At 70.3% G+C, this 20862-nt stretch carries 31 protein-coding genes; 1 reads left to right on the plus strand and 30 read right to left on the minus strand.

Going from position 1 to position 20862, the window contains the following annotated elements:
• Positions 1 to 138: 138 nt before the first annotated feature.
• Positions 139 to 546, minus strand: coding sequence for a 30S ribosomal protein S9 (gene rpsI / locus E0504_RS16095; protein WP_020463457.1), 408 nt, complete (start codon positions 544 to 546; stop codon positions 139 to 141).
• A gap of 132 nt (positions 547 to 678) precedes the next feature.
• Complete coding sequence (gene rplM, locus E0504_RS16100) at positions 679 to 1122, minus strand: 50S ribosomal protein L13 (RefSeq protein WP_071066133.1); 444 nt, start codon at positions 1120 to 1122, stop codon at positions 679 to 681.
• 546 nt (positions 1123 to 1668) lie between these two features.
• Here rplM and E0504_RS16105 point away from each other — a divergent pair.
• A complete protein-coding gene (locus tag E0504_RS16105; RefSeq protein ID WP_131625065.1) occupies positions 1669 to 3366 on the plus strand; it encodes a hypothetical protein in 1698 nt (565 codons plus the stop codon).
• Positions 3367 to 3489: 123 nt separating this feature from the next.
• Here E0504_RS16105 and truA read toward each other — a convergent pair whose 3' ends face one another.
• The 28 genes from truA to rplB all read right to left on the minus strand — a co-directional run bounded on the left by truA (position 3490) and on the right by rplB (position 20804).
• The gene (truA, locus tag E0504_RS16110; protein ID WP_071066179.1) at positions 3490 to 4317 is read right to left on the minus strand and encodes a tRNA pseudouridine(38-40) synthase TruA; all 828 of its coding nucleotides are present in this window, start codon (positions 4315 to 4317) and stop codon (positions 3490 to 3492) included.
• A 383-nt stretch (positions 4318 to 4700) separates the two neighbouring features.
• On the minus strand, positions 4701 to 5288 hold the full coding sequence (gene rplQ, locus E0504_RS16115) for a 50S ribosomal protein L17 (RefSeq protein ID WP_071066135.1): 588 nt from the start codon (positions 5286 to 5288) through the stop codon (positions 4701 to 4703).
• Between the two features lie 120 nt (positions 5289 to 5408).
• Complete coding sequence (locus E0504_RS16120; protein ID WP_041254923.1) at positions 5409 to 6458, minus strand: DNA-directed RNA polymerase subunit alpha; 1050 nt, start codon at positions 6456 to 6458, stop codon at positions 5409 to 5411.
• Positions 6459 to 6740: 282 nt separating this feature from the next.
• The gene (gene rpsD, locus E0504_RS16125) at positions 6741 to 7370 is read right to left on the minus strand and encodes a 30S ribosomal protein S4 (RefSeq protein WP_018638454.1); all 630 of its coding nucleotides are present in this window, start codon (positions 7368 to 7370) and stop codon (positions 6741 to 6743) included.
• 35 nt (positions 7371 to 7405) lie between these two features.
• Positions 7406 to 7810, minus strand: a complete 405-nt coding sequence (gene rpsK / locus E0504_RS16130; protein WP_020463463.1) for a 30S ribosomal protein S11 — start codon at positions 7808 to 7810, stop codon at positions 7406 to 7408.
• Positions 7811 to 7888: 78 nt separating this feature from the next.
• On the minus strand, positions 7889 to 8269 hold the full coding sequence (rpsM, locus tag E0504_RS16135; protein ID WP_018505109.1) for a 30S ribosomal protein S13: 381 nt from the start codon (positions 8267 to 8269) through the stop codon (positions 7889 to 7891).
• Positions 8270 to 8523: 254 nt separating this feature from the next.
• Positions 8524 to 8637 (minus strand): 50S ribosomal protein L36, encoded by a 114-nt coding sequence (rpmJ, locus tag E0504_RS16140; RefSeq protein ID WP_003956441.1) that lies wholly within the window; start codon positions 8635 to 8637, stop codon positions 8524 to 8526.
• Positions 8638 to 8692: 55 nt separating this feature from the next.
• Positions 8693 to 8914: a translation initiation factor IF-1 gene (infA, locus tag E0504_RS16145; protein WP_006541558.1), complete on the minus strand. Its 222-nt coding sequence runs from the start codon at positions 8912 to 8914 to the stop codon at positions 8693 to 8695.
• A gap of 233 nt (positions 8915 to 9147) precedes the next feature.
• Positions 9148 to 9987, minus strand: a complete 840-nt coding sequence (gene map, locus E0504_RS16150) for a type I methionyl aminopeptidase (protein WP_131625066.1) — start codon at positions 9985 to 9987, stop codon at positions 9148 to 9150.
• Between the two features lie 511 nt (positions 9988 to 10498).
• On the minus strand, positions 10499 to 11152 hold the full coding sequence (locus E0504_RS16160; protein ID WP_020463465.1) for an adenylate kinase: 654 nt from the start codon (positions 11150 to 11152) through the stop codon (positions 10499 to 10501).
• A complete protein-coding gene (secY, locus tag E0504_RS16165) occupies positions 11152 to 12444 on the minus strand; it encodes a preprotein translocase subunit SecY (RefSeq protein WP_071066138.1) in 1293 nt (430 codons plus the stop codon). Before secY ends, E0504_RS16160 begins: the two co-directional genes overlap by 1 nt.
• A 396-nt stretch (positions 12445 to 12840) precedes the next feature.
• Positions 12841 to 13335, minus strand: a complete 495-nt coding sequence (gene rplO, locus E0504_RS16170) for a 50S ribosomal protein L15 (protein ID WP_071066139.1) — start codon at positions 13333 to 13335, stop codon at positions 12841 to 12843.
• Positions 13335 to 13520 (minus strand): 50S ribosomal protein L30, encoded by a 186-nt coding sequence (gene rpmD / locus E0504_RS16175; RefSeq protein ID WP_020463468.1) that lies wholly within the window; start codon positions 13518 to 13520, stop codon positions 13335 to 13337. Before rpmD ends, rplO begins: the two co-directional genes overlap by 1 nt.
• Positions 13520 to 14128, minus strand: a complete 609-nt coding sequence (rpsE, locus tag E0504_RS16180; RefSeq protein WP_018505116.1) for a 30S ribosomal protein S5 — start codon at positions 14126 to 14128, stop codon at positions 13520 to 13522. Before rpsE ends, rpmD begins: the two co-directional genes overlap by 1 nt.
• Before the next feature lie 29 nt (positions 14129 to 14157).
• On the minus strand, positions 14158 to 14532 hold the full coding sequence (gene rplR / locus E0504_RS16185) for a 50S ribosomal protein L18 (protein WP_020463469.1): 375 nt from the start codon (positions 14530 to 14532) through the stop codon (positions 14158 to 14160).
• Positions 14533 to 14542: 10 nt separating this feature from the next.
• Positions 14543 to 15079, minus strand: coding sequence for a 50S ribosomal protein L6 (rplF, locus tag E0504_RS16190; RefSeq protein ID WP_112108124.1), 537 nt, complete (start codon positions 15077 to 15079; stop codon positions 14543 to 14545).
• A 12-nt stretch (positions 15080 to 15091) separates the two neighbouring features.
• Complete coding sequence (gene rpsH / locus E0504_RS16195) at positions 15092 to 15499, minus strand: 30S ribosomal protein S8 (protein WP_018505119.1); 408 nt, start codon at positions 15497 to 15499, stop codon at positions 15092 to 15094.
• Between the two features lie 76 nt (positions 15500 to 15575).
• Complete coding sequence (locus E0504_RS16200) at positions 15576 to 15761, minus strand: type Z 30S ribosomal protein S14 (RefSeq protein ID WP_006539145.1); 186 nt, start codon at positions 15759 to 15761, stop codon at positions 15576 to 15578.
• A 3-nt stretch (positions 15762 to 15764) separates the two neighbouring features.
• Positions 15765 to 16334 carry a 50S ribosomal protein L5 gene (gene rplE, locus E0504_RS16205; protein ID WP_020463471.1) on the minus strand — a complete coding sequence of 190 codons (570 nt, stop codon included), beginning with the start codon at positions 16332 to 16334 and terminating at the stop codon, positions 15765 to 15767.
• Positions 16335 to 16363: 29 nt separating this feature from the next.
• Positions 16364 to 16681, minus strand: coding sequence for a 50S ribosomal protein L24 (gene rplX, locus E0504_RS16210; protein WP_041256661.1), 318 nt, complete (start codon positions 16679 to 16681; stop codon positions 16364 to 16366).
• A gap of 12 nt (positions 16682 to 16693) precedes the next feature.
• Complete coding sequence (gene rplN, locus E0504_RS16215) at positions 16694 to 17062, minus strand: 50S ribosomal protein L14 (RefSeq protein WP_018505122.1); 369 nt, start codon at positions 17060 to 17062, stop codon at positions 16694 to 16696.
• Positions 17063 to 17218: 156 nt separating this feature from the next.
• Positions 17219 to 17527, minus strand: a complete 309-nt coding sequence (gene rpsQ / locus E0504_RS16220; RefSeq protein ID WP_112108123.1) for a 30S ribosomal protein S17 — start codon at positions 17525 to 17527, stop codon at positions 17219 to 17221.
• 20 nt (positions 17528 to 17547) lie between these two features.
• A complete protein-coding gene (gene rpmC, locus E0504_RS16225) occupies positions 17548 to 17799 on the minus strand; it encodes a 50S ribosomal protein L29 (protein ID WP_020463474.1) in 252 nt (83 codons plus the stop codon).
• Positions 17799 to 18215 carry a 50S ribosomal protein L16 gene (gene rplP / locus E0504_RS16230; protein WP_018505125.1) on the minus strand — a complete coding sequence of 139 codons (417 nt, stop codon included), beginning with the start codon at positions 18213 to 18215 and terminating at the stop codon, positions 17799 to 17801. The genes rpmC and rplP overlap by 1 nt, the downstream gene beginning before the upstream one ends.
• Before the next feature lie 6 nt (positions 18216 to 18221).
• Entirely contained in the window at positions 18222 to 19199 is a 978-nt protein-coding gene (gene rpsC / locus E0504_RS16235) for a 30S ribosomal protein S3 (protein ID WP_112108122.1), read from the minus strand.
• Entirely contained in the window at positions 19199 to 19621 is a 423-nt protein-coding gene (rplV, locus tag E0504_RS16240) for a 50S ribosomal protein L22 (RefSeq protein WP_018505127.1), read from the minus strand. The genes rpsC and rplV overlap by 1 nt, the downstream gene beginning before the upstream one ends.
• Positions 19614 to 19895 (minus strand): 30S ribosomal protein S19, encoded by a 282-nt coding sequence (rpsS, locus tag E0504_RS16245; protein WP_071066144.1) that lies wholly within the window; start codon positions 19893 to 19895, stop codon positions 19614 to 19616. The genes rplV and rpsS overlap by 8 nt, the downstream gene beginning before the upstream one ends.
• 75 nt (positions 19896 to 19970) lie before the next feature.
• Entirely contained in the window at positions 19971 to 20804 is an 834-nt protein-coding gene (gene rplB / locus E0504_RS16250; RefSeq protein WP_071066145.1) for a 50S ribosomal protein L2, read from the minus strand.
• Positions 20805 to 20862 lie beyond the last annotated feature (58 nt).

Genomic DNA, 20862 nt, shown 5'->3' on the forward strand with positions numbered 1-20862 from the left:
AGCAGCACCGCCACGCGCCACCGGCACGCCGCGCGGACATCGGAACGAGACCACTGGATGGAACGAAACCACCGCGCGCCTGTGAGCCCGGCAGGACGTGCCTGCCGGGCTCGACCACCGCACGCAGTGGGCAGCGGGTCAGCGCTTGCTGTACTGAGGCGCCTTACGGGCCTTCTTCAGGCCGTACTTCTTCCGCTCCTTCACCCGTGCGTCCCGGGTGAGGAAGCCCGCCTTCTTCAGGGTGGGGCGCGCCTCCTCGTCGACGACGATCAACGCCCGGGCGATGGCCAGGCGCAGCGCGCCAGCCTGACCCGAGACGCCGCCGCCGTGCAGACGGGCCACCACGTCGTAGGACTCGGCCCGCTCCAGGGTCTTCAGCGGCTCGTTCACGAGCTGCTGATGCACCTTGTTGGGGAAGTACTCCTCGAGCTTGCGCCCGTTGAGGTTCCAGTTGCCGGTGCCCGGGATCAGGCGCACCCGGACGACCGCCTCCTTGCGCCGCCCGGTAGCACGGGGGTTGCCCTGGGCGTCGGTCACGACAGCCACGTCGCGTTCCTTCCTTGTTTGTAACCAGATCGCTCGAGGCCACCCGAAACGGCCCGATCGGTCATGTCGGGCCGTTAGTCGGACGGACGCTGAACGCCGCCCGCGTTATTCGGGATGCCCATCGAGCCGCGACTACTGCGCGACCTGCTTGATCTCGTACGGGACGGGCTGCTGCGCCTGGTGCGGGTGAGTCGGACCCGCGTACACCTTCAGCTTGCTGCCCTGCGCGCGGCCGAGCCGGTTGTGAGGCAGCATCCCACGGATCGCCCGCTCGAGGATCACGTGGGGACGCGTGTCGAGCAGCTCGCCGTAGGACGTGCTGCGCAGACCGCCCGGGAAGCCCGAGTGCCGGTGGTACTTGGCCTGCTCGCGCTTGTTACCGGTCATGGCGACCTTGCCGGCGTTGATGATCACCACGAAGTCGCCCGTGTCGATGTGCGGGGCGAAGTACGGCTTGTTCTTGCCGCGCAGGAGCTGGGCCGCCTGGCTGGCCAGCCGACCGAGCACGACGTCGGTGGCATCGATGATGTGCCACGCGCGCTGTACGTCCGCGGGCTTGGGCTGGTACGTGCGCACAGGTCTGCCTTCTCGTTCGGACGAACTCGCGGGGAGCCTCGTCGGTGTCGCTAGCGAGGTGCCCTGCAAGGCGAGGTGCGTTGCAAGGCGAGGTGTGCCAGATGCATTGCCAAGAGTCGCGTTACCAGAAGTTTGGGCGCGGTCCCCCAGCACGCGGGGCTTGAGCCCACGGAAGTCGTTGAGTCCCGGGGCTGTATGACCGCAGCAGTCTTTGAGGTTACCAGGCGATCGGCGGAGCAGGACCGACGGCTCCCGGCCGCGGGGCGGACGCCCGTTGAGATCACCCCGAACACCCGGGGTTATCCCGCCGTCCACAGGCGTCATATGCGCGGTTCGGACCGTTGACCCGCCCCTTCGGGGGGCCGCGGCGGGCGACCGAACAGCCCCGACAGGCCCATATGACTAGTTCCGATATTCTTTCGCCCACCGGCCGGGCGCGTCGGCTTCCCACGGGAGCCGCGCCGCCCTCCGCCGGCCGAGCGCCGCGCGGAGCTGGGAACAGGCAGCAGGCGGCAGGCCGTCGGGGGGATGAGCGAGGAGGAGCGCATGCCACCCGAACCCGGCAGCGGCGGACCGCCCACCGGCGCGACCGGGCCGCACGGCGGCCCATCGCCCCACGACGACCTCCAGTGGGCCCTGGATCCACTCGCCGCCGCCGCGCCCCCCTGGTACGGGGCCCCGGGCGGTCTCCCCGGCCCGGTGGACGCCGCCCCTGGCGAGCCCACGCCGCAGTGGGGCGGTCCGACCCCGTCCCATCCGGACGAGAGCCCGGTGGACGCCGACTCGGCGGGCATGGGGTCGGCGGACGCCGGGGGCTGGACCACGCCGGCACCAGATGCCGGGGACTGGGACGCCCCGGACACGGGCAGCTGGACGCCACCGGTCGAGGACCCGCTCTTCGGCCCGATGCCCACCTACGCGACCGGCGCCTATCCCCTCGCCGGCCGCGCGCCGGGCGGCTATCCGACCGGCGGGCATCCCATCGGCGGACACCCCGCCGACGAGCTGCCCACCGACAGAACGCCGCCGTTCGGGCAACCGTTCACCGGCGCACCCACCGCCGATACGGCGGCGGGCGGCACCGTCCCGGGCGGCACCGTCCCGAGCGGCGCGGTCCGGGGGAACGCTGACACGGCCGGCGGCATCGGCGGCGCGGCCGGGCCGGCGGGTGGCCCGTCGACCGGTCCCCGAACGGACGGCTACTCCTTTCAGGTCCGGACCGCCACGAGTCCGCTTCCCGTCCTCACGAGGCCGGCGGAGCCCGGGGCCGCGGGAACGCCCGCCGCCGACCCGGCTCAGCGCGATGCGCGCCTCGGCGCGCCAGGTGAACGCACCGACGGCCGCGGCGACGCCCGCCGGGCGAACCTGCCGGGTGGGCCCAGGCTCGGCCCCGCGCACGACGATCCCTATCCCGAGGACGAACCCGTCCCCGGGCGGTTCGCCGCCTTCCAGGCGAGACGCTTCCAGCTGCCGGAGGAGGGCGACTCACCGGCGCCGGGCTGGCGGCGGGCCATCCGCTCACGGGGTGTCCTCGCGGTGGCCGTCGGCCTCGTCCTCGTCGTACTCGCCGCGGGCGCGGTGATCACAGTGCTGCGCGGCGGCGACGGTGGATCCACCGCGGCCGGTGCCAGGCCGAGTCCCCCGACGGTCGACCCGAACTTCATCAACAGCGCGCGGTCCGACTCCACCCCGGTGCGGCCGAACGAGTTCTTCGCCGACGAGCGGGTCACCATCCAGGGACACAACTACACCCGCATCGCCAGCAGCCTCGTCTCAGGATGTCCGGAGCTGAGCGGGGAGCTCGTCACCACGCTCAAGGGCGCTGTGTGCCGCCAACTCGTCCGTGCCCTGTATGTCAGCTCTCCGGTCGCCGGTCAGCCGCAGGTGCTCGCCGGCATCTCGGTCTTCGTCGTTGACGAGCAGGCGACCGCGACGGCGGCGGCGAAGATCGCGGCGGAGGGCCGGGGCGGGGTGGCTGCGCCGCCGATCCCGGCGGGCTCCATCCAGAACCCGCGGGTCCTCGGCCCGGGCGGGGACAACTCCTGGCGCGCCGCGATCGCTCGCGGGCACTACATGATCCTCACCCAGCTCGCCTACGTGGACGGAAGCCAGGGCTCGGCCAACGACCCGGCCCTCCGGAACGTGATCACGGATCTCGGACTGATCGCCACCGAACCGATCGCCCAGCGCATGATCGTCGGCGGGACCGGCACCGCCCCGAGCCCGACTTCCAGCACCCGCTGACCAGACCTTTCAGCCCGACGACCGGGTCAGCCACGCGAAAGACACGCACGCCTCCGGCTGTCCGGCCGGAGGCGCTGCTGGCCGGACGGCCGAAGCGACCGTCTGGCGGACCGTTGCCAGACGCTAGCCGGACGGCGTCGTCGGCACGCGGACCGCGCGGGTCACCTGGGCCCGCGCGGCGAGGGCGGCGTCCGGCGGGTAGCGGACCTCCACCAGGGTCAGCCCGTGGGCCGGGAGCACGGTCACCGCGGGATCTCGCATGCCCCGGCCCAGGACGGCGGCCACCCACTCCGGCCGGCGCCGGCCCTCCCCCACCGCCACCAGCGCGCCGACCAGGGCACGCACCATGGAGTGGCAGAACGCGTCCGCCTCGACGTCGGCGAGGATGACGTCGCGGGAGCGGGAGACGTCCAGGCGCAGCAGGGTGCGGACGGTCGTGGCGCCCTCGCGCCGCCGGCAGAAGGCGGCGAAGTCATGCTCGCCGAGCAGCAGCAGCGCCGCCTCGGCCATCGCCGGGACGTCCAGCGGCCGCGGCGACACCAGGGTGTCGAAACGGCGCAGCGGGTCCGCCCCGTACGGGGCGTCGGTGATCCGGTAGACGTATCTGCGGGACAGCGCGGAGAAGCGGGCGTCAAACCCGTCCGGGGCGGGCGCGAGGCCCTTCACCCGGACGGCGCGGTCGAGCACGCCGTTCAGCCTGCGGGCGAGCCCACCGACCGGCGTGTCGTCTGGGATGTCGACGTGGGCCACCTGGCCGGCGGCGTGCACGCCGGAGTCGGTGCGCCCGGCGACGGTGAGCCGGACGGCCGGCAGCCGCGCGACCCGCATCAGCGCGTCCTCGACGTCACCCTGGACCGTCCGCTGGCCGGGCTGGCGGGCCCAGCCGGCGAAGGCCGTGCCGTCGTAGGCGAGGTCCAGGCGCAGCCGGATCAGTCCCTCGGCCGGTCTCATGAGCGCGCGTCCCTCGTGTCGAAGCTGCGCCGGCCGATCAACCCGGCGCACGGCCTTCCCGAAGCCACCCTGGCTCCCATGGCCGACCTGGTTCCCGGAGCCGGCCTGACCTCCGGGGCCGGTCTGGCTTCCAGGGCCGGTGGGGATCCCGGGGTCGCCGTCCCCCGGTTCCGGCGCCTCACCGGTGGCCTGCGGCCCCATCGCGCTCTCCCACACCACGACACGGTCGTCACGGGTCACTCCGGCCCGGACCGCCGTGAGCGACACGACGCCCGGCGGGACGCCACAGGGCAGGAGCCCGCCGCCCATCATGGGCGGCGGGCTCCTGCCCGGACCAGAGATCGACACGAGCGGTCGGACCGTGCGGCGGCCGACCGACATGGTCAGCTCTCCGGCTTGGTGTCCTTGGCCTCGGTCGTCGCCGCGTCGTCCGCGGCGCCGGCCTCGGCGGTGGGCTGCTCCGCCTGGGCCTCGGCCGCCACCGCGGCGGCGGTCGGCGACTCGTTCTTGAGGTCGTCGGCGGCCTCCGCCGTCGCCCCGGTCGGAGCCTTGCGGGCCGCGAACCGGGTGCCGCGGGCACGCTCGGCCTCGGAGACGGCCGTCTGTGCGACGGTCAGCGCCTCGACCAGCTCGATGCGGGCCATCGGCGCCGCGTCGCCCCGGCGCGGGCCGAGCTTCACGATCCGCGTGTAGCCGCCGGGACGGTCGGCGTAGCGCGGGCCGATCTCGGTGAAGAGCGTGTGGACGACCGAGTTGTTCCGGACGACCCGCATGACCCGGCGCCGCGCGTGCAGGTCACCTCGCTTCGCGTGGGTGACCAGGCGCTCGGCGTAGGGGCGCAGCCGGCGCGCCTTGGCCTCGGTGGTCGTGATGCCGCCGTGCTCGAACAGCGCGGTGGCGAGGTTGGCCAGCAGCAGCCGCTCATGTGCGGGGCTGCCGCCGAGCCGGGCGCCCTTGGTTGGCGTGGGCATGATGGGTGCTCCTCGTTCCTTTCGCTGCTCTCCAGGCGCCGCCGGGAAGCACGGCTAGGCCCCCGGTGGACGTGTGCCCCGGCGCCCGGCTGGAACCGGGCGCCCGGGGACACGGTCAGATCAGTACTGTTCGGTCTCGACGAACTCGCGACCGTCGTCGGACGGGTCGGAGAACGACGGGTTGTACGTGTCGGTGCCGTACGTGTCGACGGCCTGGCGCGGGTCGAACCCGGGCGGGGAGTCCTTGAGCTGCAGGCCCATGGCACCCAGCTTGGTCTTGACCTCGTCGATCGACTTCTGCCCGAAGTTGCGGATGTCGAGCAGGTCCGCCTCGCTGCGGGACACCAGCTCACCGATGGTGTGGATGCCCTCGCGCTTGAGGCAGTTGTACGAGCGGACGGTCAGGTCCATCTCCTCGATCGGCAGCGCCAGGTCGGCGGCCAGGGCGGCGTCCGCCGCGGACGGGCCGATGTCGACGCCCTCCGCCTCGGCGTTGAGCTCCTGGGCCAGCCCGAACAGGCCGACGAGGGTCTTGCCGGCGCTGGCCATCGCGTCCCGCGGGGAGATCGACTGCTTCGTCTCCACGTCGACGATGAGCCGGTCGAAGTCCGTGCGCTGCTCCACACGGGTCGCCTCGACCTTGTAGGTGACCTTCAGCACCGGGGAGTAGATGGAGTCGATCGGAATGCGACCGATCTCCTGGCCCGGCTGCTTGTTCTGGGCAGCGCTGACGTAGCCACGGCCCCGCTCGACGGTCAGCTCGATCTCGAGCTTGCCCTTGTCGTTGAGGGTGGCCAGGTGCAGGTCGGGGTTGTGCACCTCGACGCCGGCCGGGGGGGCGATGTCGGCCGCGGTGACCTCACCGGGGCCCTGCTTGCGCAGGTACATCACGGTCGGCTCGTCGTTGTCGGAGCTGACGACCAGTTCCTTGAGGTTCAGGATCAGGTCGGTCACGTCCTCCTTGACCCCGGGAACGGTGGAGAACTCGTGGAGGACGCCGTCCACCCGGATGCTCGTCACGGCCGCGCCCGGGATGGAGGACAGCAGGGTGCGGCGCAGCGAGTTGCCGAGGGTGTAGCCGAAGCCCGGCTCGAGCGGCTCGATCACGAAGCGCGACCGGAACTCGGAGATCGGGTCCTCGGCGAGCGAGGGACGCTGAGCGATCAGCATGAGAGAACTTCCTTCCGAACACGGCGACCGCCATATGACGCCGTGGATGCCCCTGAAGAGGAGCCGGCACGGGGGCATCGGTCCGCCCCCGCACCACACAACAGTACGCCCGGGCCTCCGCGGCCCACCGTGATCCCCTTGGATCCCCGTGCGCCGCCACCATGCCCGGGCCCCGGGCCGAGCGGGAATGATCCGTGGCCCGGTCGCCGCCCGGCCCCGGCACGAGACCGGGGGCCGACGCGGACCCGGCGCCGGCACGAGACCGGCGCCGGACGGCGGCGACTACTTCGAGTAGAGCTCGACGATCAGCTGCTCCTGCACCTGGGTGTCGATCACCTGGCGCGCGGGCAGCGAGTGGACGAGCAGGCGCATCTGGCTGGGGATGGCCTCGATCCACGGCGGGACGGTGCGGCCGGTCCCCGCGGTCTCGCGGGCCACGATGAACGGGGTGAGCTCGCGCGACTTCGGCGCGATCTCCACGATGTCGTTCTCGGTGACCCGGTAGCTCGGGATGTCGACCTTGCGGCCGTTGACCTGCACGTGACCGTGCCGGACGGCCTGGCGGGCGGCGTCACGGGACGGCGCGAAGCCACCCCGGTAGACCACGTTGTCCAGGCGCGACTCGAGGATCTTCAGCAGCTCGTCACCGGTCTTGCCGGCGCGGCGGTTCGCCTCGTCGTAGTAGCCCCGGAACTGCTTCTCCAGAATGCCGTAGATGCGCGCGCACTTCTGCTTCTCGCGCTTCTGCAGCAGGTACTCGGAGTCCTTCGTGCGGCCACGGCCGTGCTCGCCCGGCGGGTACGGCCGGATCTCGATCGGGCACTTCGGGGTCTCGCACTTGCTGCCCTTGAGGAACAGCTTCGTCTTCTCGCGGCGGCAACGCTTGCAGTCCGCGCCGGTGTAACGGGCCATGCTTGTCCTTCTCTCTCGTATCCCTGGCGCGGACTTCAGACCCGGCGACGCTTCGGCGGGCGGCAGCCGTTGTGCGGGGTGGGGGTGACGTCCTGGATCGCCCCGACCTCCAGGCCGGCGGCCTGCAGCGAGCGGATCGCCGTCTCCCGGCCGGAACCGGGACCCTTCACGAAGACGTCGACCTTGCGCATCCCGTGCTCCTGCGCCTTGCGGGCCGCGTTCTCGGCGGCCATCTGCGCGGCGAACGGGGTCGACTTGCGGGAGCCCTTGAAGCCGACGTGGCCGGCCGACGCCCACGAGATCACGTTCCCGCTGGGGTCCGTGATCGAGACGATCGTGTTGTTGAACGTGCTCTTGATGTGAGCGTGCCCGTGGGCGACGTTCTTCTTTTCTTTCCGCCGGACCTTCTTGACGCCGGCGGCGCGTGTCTTGGGAGGCATAACCCGTGGTCTCCGTCTACGAGGTCGTCGATCAGCGGTCGTGGAGCCCGGGCACCGAGGCCCGGGAGTGACCGGTGACTACTTCTTGCCGGCCTTCTTCTTCCCGGCGATGGCGCGGCGCGGGCCCTTGCGGGTACGCGCGTTGGTGTGCGTGCGCTGGCCGTGGACGGGAAGGTTGCGGCGGTGACGGAGACCCTGGTAGCAGCCGATCTCCATCTTGCGGCGAATGTCCTGCTTGATCTCACGGTTGAGATCGCCCTCGACGCGGTAGTTCGCGTCGATCCACTCCCGAAGCTTCTGGACCTCGTCGTCGGTGAGGTCACGGACCCGGGTGTCCGGGTTGACCCCGGTTGCGGCGAGGGTGTCCCGGGAGCGGCTGCGACCGATCCCGAAGATGTAGGTCAGCGCGATCTCAACCCGCTTCTCGCGGGGAAGGTCGACGCCGGAAAGGCGTGCCATGACGCGGTGGTTCCTTCCTGAACCCGGAGGTCTCGGGCGACACCGCCCCCGCCTCGGCCCGGACGCCGACGCCGCCCTGACGGGTGGCACCGGTCCGTGAAACCGACGAGGCCCCGGCCTCCGACCGGGGGTGGGAACCGCGTGACGCGGCCTGGTGTCGCTTCTGGCGGCGGGCCTGCTGCCCGCCAGATGTCACCGGCGGGCCCCAGGGCCCGCCGGTGATGGTCGGCGGGCCAGTGGCCCGCCGACCGTCATCAGCCCTGGCGCTGCTTGTGGCGCAGGTTGTCGCAGATGACCATGACACGCCCGTGACGGCGGATCACCTTGCACTTGTCGCAGATCTTCTTCACGCTCGGCTTGACCTTCACGGCCGCACGAACCTCCACACGCAGCCGTGGGCCGCGCTCGCTGGTGAGATGACGACTACTTGTAGCGGTAGACGATGCGACCGCGGGACAGGTCGTATGGCGAGAGCTCCACCACCACCCGGTCCTCGGGAAGGATCCGGATGTAGTGCTGACGCATCTTGCCACTGATGTGGGCGAGAACACGATGACCGTTCTGGAGCTCCACCCGGAACATGGCGTTCGGGAGCGGCTCCACCACTCGGCCTTCGATCTCGATGGCCCCGTCCTTCTTCGGCATGTCCTCCGCTGTCCTGACGTCGACGCTGGGATGACGGCCCGGACGCGCATGGGGCGAGCGATCGAGCACCCGAGAGTGCGCTCACGCGGGGTCACCGCGCGGGGTCACCGTACGAAACGATGGACACCGACAACGCTGTAGACCGTCGACTCATGAGTGTACGTGCCGCATCCGTCAAGGGCCAACACGGGCCCCACACGACCCCGATCGGACCGACGGGCGGGGCTGATCGCTCAGCCTGTGGGTGCGTCGGCGGGCTGCCCGCAGACCACACCCAGCTCCGCGAACCTCGCCACGCCGCCGTCGGGCTCGGTGAGCACCCACGGACCACGCGGGGTGACAGCGACGGAGTGCTCGGTGTGGGCGGCGAGCGAGCCGTCCTTGGTCGCGACCGTCCACTCGTCCTCGAGGATGACGGTGTCCGGCGAGCCAAAAGTGATCATCGGCTCGATCGCGAGCGCGACGCCCTCGACCAGCTTCATCCCCCGGCCGGCCCGGCCGTAGTTCAGCACATGCGGCGGCTGGTGCATCTCCGACCCGATGCCGTGACCGCCGTAGTGGTCGACGATGCCGTAGCCGTGAGGGAGGATGTGCCGTTCGACCGCGTTGCTGATGTCCGTCAGCCGGCCGCCGAGCTGCGCGGCGGCAAGACCGCGCCACAGGGCCTCGTCGCAGACCCGGAGCATGTCCAGGACCTCGGAGGGCACCTCGCCGACCGGGACGGTGATCGCGGCGTCGCCGTGCCAGCCGTCGACGATCGCGCCGCAGTCGATGGAGATGATGTCCCCCTCGCGCAGCACCCGGCGCCGGCTGGGGATCGCGTGGACCACCTCGTTGTTCACCGAGCTACAGATCGAGGCCGGGTACGGAGGGTGCGCGTAGCCCTTGAAGGACGGGATGCCCCCGTCGGCACGGATCGTCTTCTCCGCGAGGGCGTCGAGATCCTCCGTGGTGATGCCCGGAGCCACCGCCGCGCGCAAGGCCGCCAGGGTCTTCGCGACGAGCAGCCCGGCCACCCGCATCTTGGCGATCTCGGATGCCGTCTTGATCTGGACGTGCTCTCGTCGTGCCACGCTCTACCCGGTCCCGTCCCTCAGTAGTGTTCGCGACGTACAGGTGCCCGTCGCCTCGTCTGAGCCCGGCCGGGGTCCGAACCCCGCCGGCGCTGCCGCCCCGGCACGGGCCTGCCGCGCCCATATCCCCCGTGGGCGCGCTCCCGCGTCCGTTCCCCTACCGACGATAACCGTCCGCGGTGACCGAGATGAGGGCTCGTTCGTCAAGAGCGGATGTCCCCGGCGAAAAACGTGCGCGCATGGCGCCTGCGAGCCGCAGGACCTCAACTGCCCGGGGCCCCCGTAGGCCGGGGCCCGCCGACCTGCCGGCGAGGCCCTCAGGGGCCGCACGGCGCCAGGCCACGGGCAGCCCCCCGCCGCCCGGCCTCGGACCACCGCAGCCGTGTCCATGCCCGGGACCGCCGCGCTCCGGAACGCCGGGCCTCGGGCCGCCGAGCCCGCGTTCCGTGCGGGAAACGCAGGAGACGCGAGGTATGGCGGAGTCACGGCGCGGCGAGCGGGGCGGCCTCGGTCAGTCGCCGTAGTGGCGCAGCGCGTCCAGGGCACGATCGGTCACGTTGTCGACCGGGCCGGTCGCGTCGATGCCGATGAGCACGCCCTTGGCCGCGTAGTAGGCGACAAGCGGGGAGGTCTGCTCCGCATACACCTCGAGGCGGTGGCGCACCGTCTCAGGACGGTCGTCATCGCGCTGGAACAGCTCCCCCGAGCACCGGTCACAGATTCCCTCGACCCGGGACGGGTCGAAGTCGAGGTGCCAGATGTGCCCGCAGTTCCGGCAGGTCCGCCGGCCGGAGAGCCGCCGCACCACCTCGTCGTCGTCGACGACCAACTCGAGGACCACATCGAGACGCGTACCCATCGCGTCCAGCATTCCGCCGAGCACCTCGGCCTGCGGGACGTTGCGCGGGAAGCCGTCCAGGAGGAAGCCCTTGACCGCGTCGTCCTCGGCGAGACGGTTGCGCACCATGCCAATGGTGATCTCGTCGGGGACGAGGTCGCCGGAGTCCATGAACGCCTTCGCCTGGACACCAAGTTCGGTTCCCTCGCGGACGTTCGCCCGGAAGATGTCGCCGGTCGAGATCTTCGGAATGGATCTCGCCTGCGCGATGAAGGCAGCCTGCGTCCCCTTGCCGGCGCCTGGCGGTCCGACCAGTACGAGGCGCACTACCGGAGGAATCCTTCGTAGTTGCGCAGCATGAGCTGGCTTTCAATCTGTTTCACGGTCTCCAGCCCCACTCCCACCATGATCAGAACCGAGGTACCAGCAAACGGGAAGGGCTGGTCCTTCGTCAGGTTGAGAAGCGCCAACGGCAACACCGTGATGACCCCCAGGAACAGCGAGCCAGGGAGGGTGATGCGGGACAGCACGTGATCCAGGTATTCGGCCGTGGGCCGGCCGGGTCGGATCCCGGGGATGAACCCGCCGTACTTTCTCATGTTGTCGGCGACCTCCGTCGGGTTGAAGGTGATCGCGACATAGAAGTACGTGAAGAAGATGATCAGCGCACCGTAGGCCACGAGGTAGAGCGGGTGGTCCCCGCGGGACAGGTAGCGCTGCTCGAAGTCCTGGAAGGTCTGGTTGCTCCACATCTGGCCCACGAGCTGCGGGAGCTGGAGCAGCGAGGAGGCGAAGATGACCGGGATGATGCCGGCCTGGTTCACCTTGATCGGGAGGTAGGTCGACGTCCCGCCGTACATCCGGCGCCCGATCAGCCGCTTCGCGTACTGCACCGGGATGCGGCGCTGCGACTGCTCGACGAACACCACGAACACCACGATGGCCAGACCGAGCAGGATCACGAGACTGAACACGACGCCACCGGCGACCTGGAGGATCCGTCCGCCCTGGGAGGGCAGGGCCGCCGCGATCGAGGTGAAGATCAGCAGGGACATGCCGTTGCCCACGCCGCGGGCGGTGATCAGCTCACCCATCCACATGATGACCGCGGTTCCAGCGGTCATAGTGATCACGATGGTGACGATGCGGAAGAGGCTCGTGTCCGGGATGATCTGGGCGCTGCAGCCAGGGAAGAGCCGGCCGCTGCGGGCGAGCGCCACGATGCCGGTGGCCTGGAGGACGCCCAGGGCGACCGTCAGGTAACGGGTGTACTGGGTGAGCTTCTGCTCACCCGAGCTGCCTTCCTTCTTGAGCTGCTCGAGCCGCGGAATCACCACCACCAGAAGCTGGATGATGATGCTGGAGGTGATGTACGGCATGATGCCGAGCGCGAACACCGAGAGCTGAAGGAGAGCGCCACCGCTGAAGAGGTTGATCAGCGAGTACACGTTGTTGCTTTCGGCGCTGGCCGAGTCCAGACACGCGTTCACCGCCGCCGTGGAGACGCCGGGCGACGGCATGACGCTGCCGAACCGGAACAGGACGACGATGCCGAGGGTGAAGAGCAGTTTCTTCCGCAGGTCGGGCGTGCGGAAGGCCCGCGTGAAGGCGGTGAGCACGACTCCTCCTGCTGATCCTTACGGCTGACGGGACGGACTCGATGTCCGGTACGGATCGCCGCTGGCCGCCGAAGCCGACCGTACGCGGTGAGGCGACTCTAACAGCACCCGAGGCCCACTCGTCCGGACATCACTCGCGGTAGGCACCGGTGTACTCGAGACTCAGAGCGAGGAGGCACCTGTTGCAGCGTTACCGGCGAGCCCTTACACCGCCTGCCGGCCTCCTCCGCACCCCACAGCGGCCACTACGCGGCGTCACGATTCAGGGCCCCGTACTCGGGTCATCCGACGGCCACCAGGCTCGCGGTGACACCGGCGACCGACTGCGGTGCGCTGGCCGGAGAACGCACGAACGCCTCGGGACGGGTAGGTCACCCCACCCGTCCCGAGGCATTCTCACGCCTGGGTGACACTGCCCCCGGCGGCTTCGATCTTCTGCTTCGCCGAACCGGAGAAGGCATGCGCCGTCACCTGGACGGCCACGCCGATCTCACCGTCACCGAGCACCTTCACCAGCGACTTGCCCCGAACCGCGCCGGCTGCGACCAGCTCGTCGACGCCGATCGTGCCGCCGTCGGGGAACAGCTCCTCCAGGGTGGCGACGTTCACCACCTGGTACTCGGTGCGGAACCGGTTACGGAAGCCCTTGAGCTTGGGAACCCGCATGTGCAGGGGCATCTGGCCGCCCTCGAAGCGCGCCGGCACCTGCTTGCGTGCCTTCGAGCCCTTGGTACCACGGCCGGCCGTCTTGCCCTTGGAACCCTCACCGCGGCCCACCCGCTGCTTCTTCTTGTGGGCACCCGGCGCCGGGCGAAGGTGGTGGACCTTCAGCCCGCGGCCGCGCTCCTGCGCGGTGGCGGAGTCCGACTTCTCCAGCGTCTTCTCGGCCATCAGGAGTCCACCTCCTCGACCCGGACGAGATGGGTCACGGTCGCGATCATCCCGAGAACCTCGGGACGGTCGTCACGGACGGTGCTCGCGTTGATCTTGCGCAGCCCCAGCGTGCGCAGCGTCTCGCGCTGGTTGCGGGTGCCGCCGATCCCGGAGCGGATCTGGGTGATGCGCAGCTTGGCCATTACGCACCGACCCCGGCCGCCCGCGCACGCAGCATCGCCGGCGGAGCGACATCCTCCAGCGGCAGCCCACGGCGGGCGGCGATCTCCTCGGGACGCATCAACCCGCGCAGCGCGGCGACGGTCGCATGCACGATGTTGATCGGGTTGGACGACCCGAGCGACTTCGACAGTACGTCGTGCACCCCGGCGCACTCCAGCACGGCGCGCACCGGACCACCGGCGATGACACCGGTACCGGGCGAGGCGGGCTTGAGCAGCACGACCCCGGCGGCCTCCTCACCCTGCACCGGGTGCGGGATGGTGGAGCCGATGCGCGGGACCTTGAAGAAGTGCTTCTTGGCCTCCTCGACCCCCTTGGCGATCGCCGCGGGGACCTCCTTGGCCTTTCCGTAGCCGACGCCGACGGTGCCGTCCGCGTCGCCCACCACGACGAGCGCCGTGAAGCTGAACCGACGCCCGCCCTTCACGACCTTCGCCACGCGGTTGATGGCGACGACCCGCTCGACATAAGCGGTCTTCTCCTGCGCCGGGCCACCGCCCGAACGGTCGCGGCGCTCGCGGCGGTCGGAACCGCCGGAGCCGCCTCCGCGGCGCTGCTGGCCTGGCATCTAGAACATCTCCCTAGTGGATGTGATCATCAGAAGTTCAGCCCGCCCTCGCGGGCCGCGTCCGCCAGCGCGGCGATCCGCCCGTGGTACGTACGACCGCCCCGGTCGAACACCACGGCGTCGATCCCGGCGGCGCGGGCGCGCTCGGCGACGAGCCGACCGACCTCGCGGGCCTTGGCGCTCTTGTCCCCGTCGGAGGCGCGCAGCCCGTCCTCCAACGTGGACGCAGAGGCCAGCGTGTGCCCGGCGACGTCGTCGATGACCTGGGCGTAGATGTGCCGCGAGGACCGGGTGACGACGAGACGCGGCCGGATCGGGGTGCCCGACACCTTCTTGCGCACGCGGACGTGGCGGCGGAGCTTGGCCGTCCGCCGGCGCGCACTGGCGCTGAGGCTCACTGCCATGTCTGTCTACCTACTTCCCGGTCTTCCCGACCTTGCGGCGAACGACCTCGCCCTGGTACCGCACACCCTTGCCCTTGTAGGGGTCGGGCTTGCGCAGTCCGCGGATCTTGGCGGCGACCTCGCCCACCTGCTGCTTGTCGATGCCGTGCACGACGAAGCGGGTGGGGGTCTGCACCTCGAACCGGATCCCCTCAGGGGCCTTCACCGGTACCGGGTGGCTGTAGCCGAGGGCGAACTCGAGGTCCGAGCCGCGGGCCTGGACCCGGTATCCGACTCCGACGATCTCCAGAGTCTTCGAGTACCCGGCGGTGACCCCGACGACCATGTTGGACACCAGGGTGCGGGTGAGGCCGTGCAGCGCGCGGCTACGCCGCTCGTCGTTCGGCCGGTTGACGATGAGCTGACCGTCCTCGCGGACGACCTCGATCGGCTCCGCGACCGTGTGGCTCAGCGAGCCCTTGGGGCCCTTGATCGTGACCTTGGGGCCGTCGAGAGAGATCTCCACGCCGGTGGGAACACTGATGGGCTGGCGCCCGATCCGTGACATCGTTCGCCTTCCTTACCAGACGTAGGCGAGGACTTCCCCGCCCACGCGCCGCTTGCCGGCCTGCCTGTCGGTCAGAAGACCCGACGAGGTGGAGATGATCGCGACGCCCAGGCCACCGAGGACCTTCGGCAGGTTCGTCGACTTCGCGTACACACGCAGACCCGGCTTGCTGATCCGCTTCACACCCGCGATCGACCGCTCCCGGTTGGGGCCGTACTTCAGGTCGACGATCAGCGTGCGGCCGACCGCGCCTTCGGCGGGGTCCTCGACGTGCCAGCCGAGGATGTAGCCCTCCTGCTGGAGGATCTCGGCGATGTGCGTCTTGATCTTGCTGTGCGGCATCACCACCCGGTCGTGATAAGCCCGGTTGGCGTTGCGGACACGGGTGAGCATGTCCGCGATCGGATCGGTCATCGTCATGGCTTGACGCCTTTCTCACGGGGGTTCCCGCCGCTCGCGCACGAGGTGCGCGGGCCTACCGCGATCGTGTGTTGAACTACCAGGAGCTCTTGGTCACGCCGGGCAGCTCGCCGCGGTGGGCCATCTGCCGCAGGCACACCCGGCACAGGCCGAACACCCGGTAGACAGAGCGCGGACGGCCACACCGCTGGCAGCGGGTGTAGCCGCGGACGGCGTACTTGGGCTTGCGGGCGGCCTTTTCGACCAGCGCCTTCTTCGCCATTTCTCAGCTCTCCCGGAACGGGAAGCCCAGCGCCCTCAGCAGCGCCCGGCCCTCGTCGTCGTTGGTCGCGGTGGTCACGACCGTGATGTCCATGCCCCGGACCCGGTCGATCCGGTCGATGTCGATCTCGTGGAAGATCGACTGCTCGATGACGCCGAACGTGTAGTTCCCGGCGCCGTCGAACTGCTTCGGCGAGAGCCCGCGGAAGTCGCGGATGCGGGGAAGCGCGATCGTGACCAGACGGTCCAGGAACTCCCACATCCGGTCACCGCGCAGGGTCACCTTCGCCCCGATGGGCTGGCCCTCGCGCAGCTTGAACTGGGCGATGGACTTCTTCGCCCGGCGCACCGCCGGCTTCTGGCCGGTGATGGCCGCAAGGTCCCTGGTCGCGCCGTCGATCAGCTTCGCGTCCCGGGCCGCGTCGCCGACGCCCATGTTGACGACGACCTTCACCACGCCGGGGATCTGCATGACGTTGCCGTAGGAGAACTCCTCCCGCAGCGCCGGGGCGATCTCCTCGCGGTACCGCTGCTTCAGCCGCGGGACCGGCCGGGCTTCCGTGGTCACACTCATGTCTCGTTTCCTAGCCTTGCGCCGGGGGCCTAGAGCTCGGCACCGGTGCGGCGCGAGATCCGGACCTTGGTGCCGTCGTCGTTGAAGCGGTAACCGACGCGGGTCGGACGGCCGTCGGACGGGTCGACGATCATCACGTTGCTGACGTGGATCGGCGCCTCCTGGGTGACGATCCCGCCGGACTGCGAGCCACGCGAGCTCTGCTGGACGCGGGTGTGCCGGGTGACCCGGTTGGCGCCCTCGACCACGACCTTGTTCTGGTCGGGGATGGCCCGGATGACCTTGCCCTTCAGGCCGCGGTCCTTGCCCGTGACGATCTGGACCGTGTCGCCCTTCTTGATCTTCATACCGGCCACGGTCTACAGCACCTCCGGCGCCAGCGAAATAATCTTCATGAAACGCTTGTCCCGCAGCTCGCGGCCGACCGGCCCGAAGATGCGGGTACCACGGGGGTCTCCCCCGTCCCGGATGAGCACCGCGGCGTTCTCGTCGAAACGGATGTAGGAGCCGTCCGGGCGCCGCCGTTCCTTCTTGGTGCGCACCACGACCGCCTTGACCACGTCGCCGCGCTTCACGCCGGCGCCGGGCAGGGCGTCCTTCACCGTGCCGACGATGATGTCGCCGATCCCCGCGTAACGACGCCCAGAGCCGCCGAGCACCCGGATGCACAGAATTTCCCTGGCTCCGGTGTTGTCGGCGACCCGAAGTCGCGACTCCTGCTGAATCACTTTCCGCTCCTGATCACCCGTTGCCGCCCGACCGCCGCCGACCGGCTCTACTCACTGCCACCGGTGACGACCGCGAGGTCTGCGTGTCCGGCCGGCGGCGGGCCCGCCTCACGCGAGCCCTGCCACCGGCCGATCCACCGCGATCCCCAGAGGGACCTACTTCGCCTTCTCGAGGATCTGGACGACCCGCCAGCGCTTGGTGGCCGACAGCGGCCGCGTCTCCATCAGCAGGACGCGGTCGCCGACACCGACGGTGCCGTTCTCGTCGTGCGCCTTGACCCTCTTGGTACGGCGGATCGTCTTGCCGTAGAGCGGGTGCTGGACCCGGTCCTCGACAGCGACGACCACCGTCTTCTGCATCTTGCCGCTGATCACCAGACCCTCACGCACCTTGCGGAAGCCGCGCTCGGAAGGCGCCTCCTCGGTGCTGGGGGTGGGGGTGCTGTCCGTGCTGACTTCGCTCACGTCTTCTCCGCTCACTGCGCTCACGCCCGATCCGACTCGGCGGCGTCCACCGCGACGGCCGGATCGCCGCTCATCCCGAGCTCGCGCTCACGCATGACCGTGTAGATCCGGGCGATGTCCCGGCGGACGTCACGCAGCCGGCGGTTGTTGCGAAGCTGCCCGGTCGCGGCCTGGAAGCGGAGGTTGAACAGCTCCTCCTTGGCCTCGCGCAGCTTGTCGACCAACTCGGTGGCGGGCAGGCTGCGCAGGTCGTCCGTTGTCGTGACGGCCATCAGGCACCACCCTCACGGGTCACGAAACGGCACTTCATCGGCAGCTTGTGGATGGCGCGCCGCATCGCCTCACGGGCGACCGGCTCGGCCACGCCGGAAAGCTCGAACATGATGCGTCCGGGCTTCACGTTCGCGACCCACCACTCCGGCGAGCCCTTGCCGGAACCCATCCGGGTCTCGGCGGGCTTCTTCGTCAGCGGGCGGTCCGGATAGATGTTGATCCAGACCTTTCCACCACGCCGGATGTGCCGGGTCATCGCGATACGCGCCGACTCGATCTGCCGGTTCGTCACGTAGGCCGACTCCAGCGACTGGATCGCGTACTCACCGAAGGCGATCCTGGTGCCGCCCTTGGCCGCGCCCGTCCGCTTCGGGTGGTGCTGCTTGCGGTGCGCGACCTTCCGGGGAATAAGCATGTTTTCCTAACCCTCCGCCTTCTCCGGCGCGCCCTGGGCCTCGGCGGTCGTCACTGCGGCCGGGGCCGCGGTGGTCTCGGGCGTGACCGCCGGGGTCTCCACCGGCGTGCCCTCGACCGCGGCCGACTCGGTCGCCGGCTTCTCCGCCGGGGCCTTCTCGGCGGCGGAAGCCTTCTCCGCCGAGCCGCCACCGCCACCGCTGCCACCACGACCGCGGCGGTCGCCGGCGCGGGCCGCGGCCCGACCGGCGTCCGTCCCGCCCTGCGTGGTGCCGGACGAGCCCGAGCGCGGCCCGCGGCGCGGGCGCTCCCGGCGCTGCTGACGCAGCAGGGCCTCCTGGGCCTCCCGCTCCGCGCGGCTCTGGACGATGTCGCCCTTGTAGATCCAGACCTTCACGCCGATCCGGCCGAAGTTCGTCCGGGCCTCGTAGAAGCCGTAGTCGATGTCCGCGCGCAGCGTGTGCAGCGGCACCCGGCCCTCGCGGTAGAACTCCGACCGGCTCATCTCGGCGCCGCCGAGGCGGCCCGAGCACTGGACCCGGATTCCCTTGGCGCCGCTCTTCATCGCGGACTGCATCGCCTTACGCATCGCGCGGCGGAAGCTGACCCGGCTGGAGAGCTGCTCGGCGACGCCCTGCGCCACGAGCTGCGCGTCGACCTCGGGGTTCTTCACCTCGAGGATGTTGAGCTGCACCTGCTTGCCGGTCAGCTTCTCGAGGTCACCGCGGATGCGGTCGGCCTCGGCGCCACGCCGGCCGATCACGATGCCCGGGCGGGCGGTGTGGATGTCCACCCGCAGCCGACCCTGGGTGCGCTCGATGTCGACCCGGCTGATGCCGGCCCGCTCCATGCCCTTGGACATCATCTTGCGAATCTTGACGTCCTCACCGACGTACGCCTTGTACTGCTTGTCGGCGTACCAACGGGAGGTGAACTCCGACGTGATGCCAAGTCGGAACCCGTGCGGGTTTACCTTCTGCCCCACTACCGGGCCCTCCTTGTAGTCCTGGCGCCGGCGCCAGTGGACACCGGTTCCCGGCTCTCCACCACGACCGTGATGTGGCTGGTGCGCTTGCGGATCCGGTAGGCCCGGCCCTGCGCGCGCGGCCGGATGCGCTTGAGCGTCGGCCCCTCGTCCACATAGGCGGCGCCGATCCACAGCGTCGCCGGGTCGAGGTTGTGGTTGTTCTCCGCGTTCGCCACCGCGCTCGCCACGACCTTGTAGACATCCGTGCTCGCCGCCTGGGGCGCGAACCGGAGGATGTCGAGCGCCTCGCTCGCGGACCGGCCGCGGACCAGGTCGACGACCCGACGGGCCTTGGTCGGCGAGGTGTGCACGTATCGAGCGGTCGCCTTCGCGCCGGGCAGGCCGGCGCGGGTCAGGCCGTCGACGAGGTCGTCAGCCACGGCGTGACCTCCGGTCCTCCTTGACGTGCCCGCGGAAGGTGCGCGTGGGCGCGAACTCGCCGAGCTTGTGCCCGACCATTCCCTCGGTGATGAACACGGGGACGTGCTTGCGCCCGTCGTGCACGGCGATGGTGTGGCCCAGCATGTCGGGGATCACGGTCGAACGACGCGACCAGGTCCGGATGACGTGCTTGGTGCCCTTGGCGTTCTGCGCGTCCACCTTCTTGAGCAGGTGGTCGTCGACGAACGGGCCCTTTTTCAGACTGCGTGGCATGGCTGTGTCTCCTCCTTCCTGCTCAGTGGTGGGTGCGGATCGAGCTGGCCGGCGGCCGGGCGAGCAGAGTCATGACTACCGCCGCCTGTTCTGCTTGCGGCGCCGGACGATCAGCGCGTCGCTGGACTTCTTGGTGCGGCGGGTGCGGCCCTCCGGACGGCCCTTCGGGTTGACCGGGTGGCGGCCACCGGAGGTCTTGCCCTCACCACCACCGTGCGGGTGGTCGACCGGGTTCATCGCGACACCACGCACGGTGGGCCGACGGCCCTTCCAGCGCATGCGGCCGGCCTTGCCCCAGTTGATGTTGCTCTGCTCGGCGTTGCCGACCTCGCCGACGGTGGCGCGGCAGCGCACGTCGACGTTGCGGATCTCACCGGAGGGCATCCGGAGCTGGGCGTACGGCCCGTCCTTCGCGACGAGCTGCACACTGGTGCCGGCGCTGCGAGCGATCTTGGCGCCGCCGCCGGGACGCAGCTCGATGGCGTGGACCACGGTGCCGGTCGGGATGTTGCGCAGCGGCAGGGCGTTGCCCGGCTTGATGTCCGCGCCGACACCCGAGCTGACCATGTCGCCCTGGTGCAGCTTCACCGGGGCGAGGATGTAGCGCTTCTCGCCGTCGACGTAGTGCAGCAGGGCGATCCGCGCGGTGCGGTTCGGGTCGTACTCGATGTGCGCGACCTTGGCCGGCACGCCGTCCTTGTCCCGCCGGAAGTCGATGATCCGGTAGGCCCGCTTGTGGCCGCCGCCCTGGTGGCGGGTCGTGATCCGCCCGTGGACGTTGCGGCCGCCCTTGGAGTGCAGCGGGCGAACGAGCGACTTCTCGGGGTGATCACGGGTGATCTCGACGAAGTCGGCGACGCTCGACCCACGACGCCCCGGCGTCGTCGGCTTGTACCTGCGAATACCCATGCTCTACTTCCGATCCGACGCCGGGCCGAGCGGCACCCGGGTACGCCCCACGCGGGTG

The sequence above is a fragment of the Parafrankia sp. BMG5.11 genome, assembly GCF_004337455.1.

What these genes read in the sequence shown, in the direction of transcription:
- E0504_RS16105 (WP_131625065.1), top strand. Translation starts at nt 1,669, where the DNA reads ATGCCACCCGAACCCGGCAGCGGCGGACCGCCCACCGGCGCGACCGGG.
- truA (WP_071066179.1), bottom strand. Translation starts at nt 4,317, where the DNA reads ATGAGACCGGCCGAGGGACTGATCCGGCTGCGCCTGGACCTCGCCTAC.
- rplQ (WP_071066135.1), bottom strand. Translation starts at nt 5,288, where the DNA reads ATGCCCACGCCAACCAAGGGCGCCCGGCTCGGCGGCAGCCCCGCACAT.
- E0504_RS16120 (WP_041254923.1), bottom strand. Translation starts at nt 6,458, where the DNA reads ATGCTGATCGCTCAGCGTCCCTCGCTCGCCGAGGACCCGATCTCCGAG.
- rpsD (WP_018638454.1), bottom strand. Translation starts at nt 7,370, where the DNA reads ATGGCCCGTTACACCGGCGCGGACTGCAAGCGTTGCCGCCGCGAGAAG.
- rpsK (WP_020463463.1), bottom strand. Translation starts at nt 7,810, where the DNA reads ATGCCTCCCAAGACACGCGCCGCCGGCGTCAAGAAGGTCCGGCGGAAA.
- rpsM (WP_018505109.1), bottom strand. Translation starts at nt 8,269, where the DNA reads ATGGCACGCCTTTCCGGCGTCGACCTTCCCCGCGAGAAGCGGGTTGAG.
- infA (WP_006541558.1), bottom strand. Translation starts at nt 8,914, where the DNA reads ATGCCGAAGAAGGACGGGGCCATCGAGATCGAAGGCCGAGTGGTGGAG.
- rplO (WP_071066139.1), bottom strand. Translation starts at nt 13,335, where the DNA reads ATGGCCGAGAAGACGCTGGAGAAGTCGGACTCCGCCACCGCGCAGGAG.
- rpmD (WP_020463468.1), bottom strand. Translation starts at nt 13,520, where the DNA reads ATGGCCAAGCTGCGCATCACCCAGATCCGCTCCGGGATCGGCGGCACC.
- rpsE (WP_018505116.1), bottom strand. Translation starts at nt 14,128, where the DNA reads ATGCCAGGCCAGCAGCGCCGCGGAGGCGGCTCCGGCGGTTCCGACCGC.
- rplR (WP_020463469.1), bottom strand. Translation starts at nt 14,532, where the DNA reads ATGGCAGTGAGCCTCAGCGCCAGTGCGCGCCGGCGGACGGCCAAGCTC.
- rplF (WP_112108124.1), bottom strand. Translation starts at nt 15,079, where the DNA reads ATGTCACGGATCGGGCGCCAGCCCATCAGTGTTCCCACCGGCGTGGAG.
- rpsH (WP_018505119.1), bottom strand. Translation starts at nt 15,499, where the DNA reads ATGACGATGACCGATCCGATCGCGGACATGCTCACCCGTGTCCGCAAC.
- E0504_RS16200 (WP_006539145.1), bottom strand. Translation starts at nt 15,761, where the DNA reads ATGGCGAAGAAGGCGCTGGTCGAAAAGGCCGCCCGCAAGCCCAAGTAC.
- rplE (WP_020463471.1), bottom strand. Translation starts at nt 16,334, where the DNA reads ATGAGTGTGACCACGGAAGCCCGGCCGGTCCCGCGGCTGAAGCAGCGG.
- rplX (WP_041256661.1), bottom strand. Translation starts at nt 16,681, where the DNA reads ATGAAGATCAAGAAGGGCGACACGGTCCAGATCGTCACGGGCAAGGAC.
- rpmC (WP_020463474.1), bottom strand. Translation starts at nt 17,799, where the DNA reads ATGGCCGTCACGACAACGGACGACCTGCGCAGCCTGCCCGCCACCGAG.
- rplP (WP_018505125.1), bottom strand. Translation starts at nt 18,215, where the DNA reads ATGCTTATTCCCCGGAAGGTCGCGCACCGCAAGCAGCACCACCCGAAG.
- rpsS (WP_071066144.1), bottom strand. Translation starts at nt 19,895, where the DNA reads ATGCCACGCAGTCTGAAAAAGGGCCCGTTCGTCGACGACCACCTGCTC.
- rplB (WP_071066145.1), bottom strand. Translation starts at nt 20,804, where the DNA reads ATGGGTATTCGCAGGTACAAGCCGACGACGCCGGGGCGTCGTGGGTCG.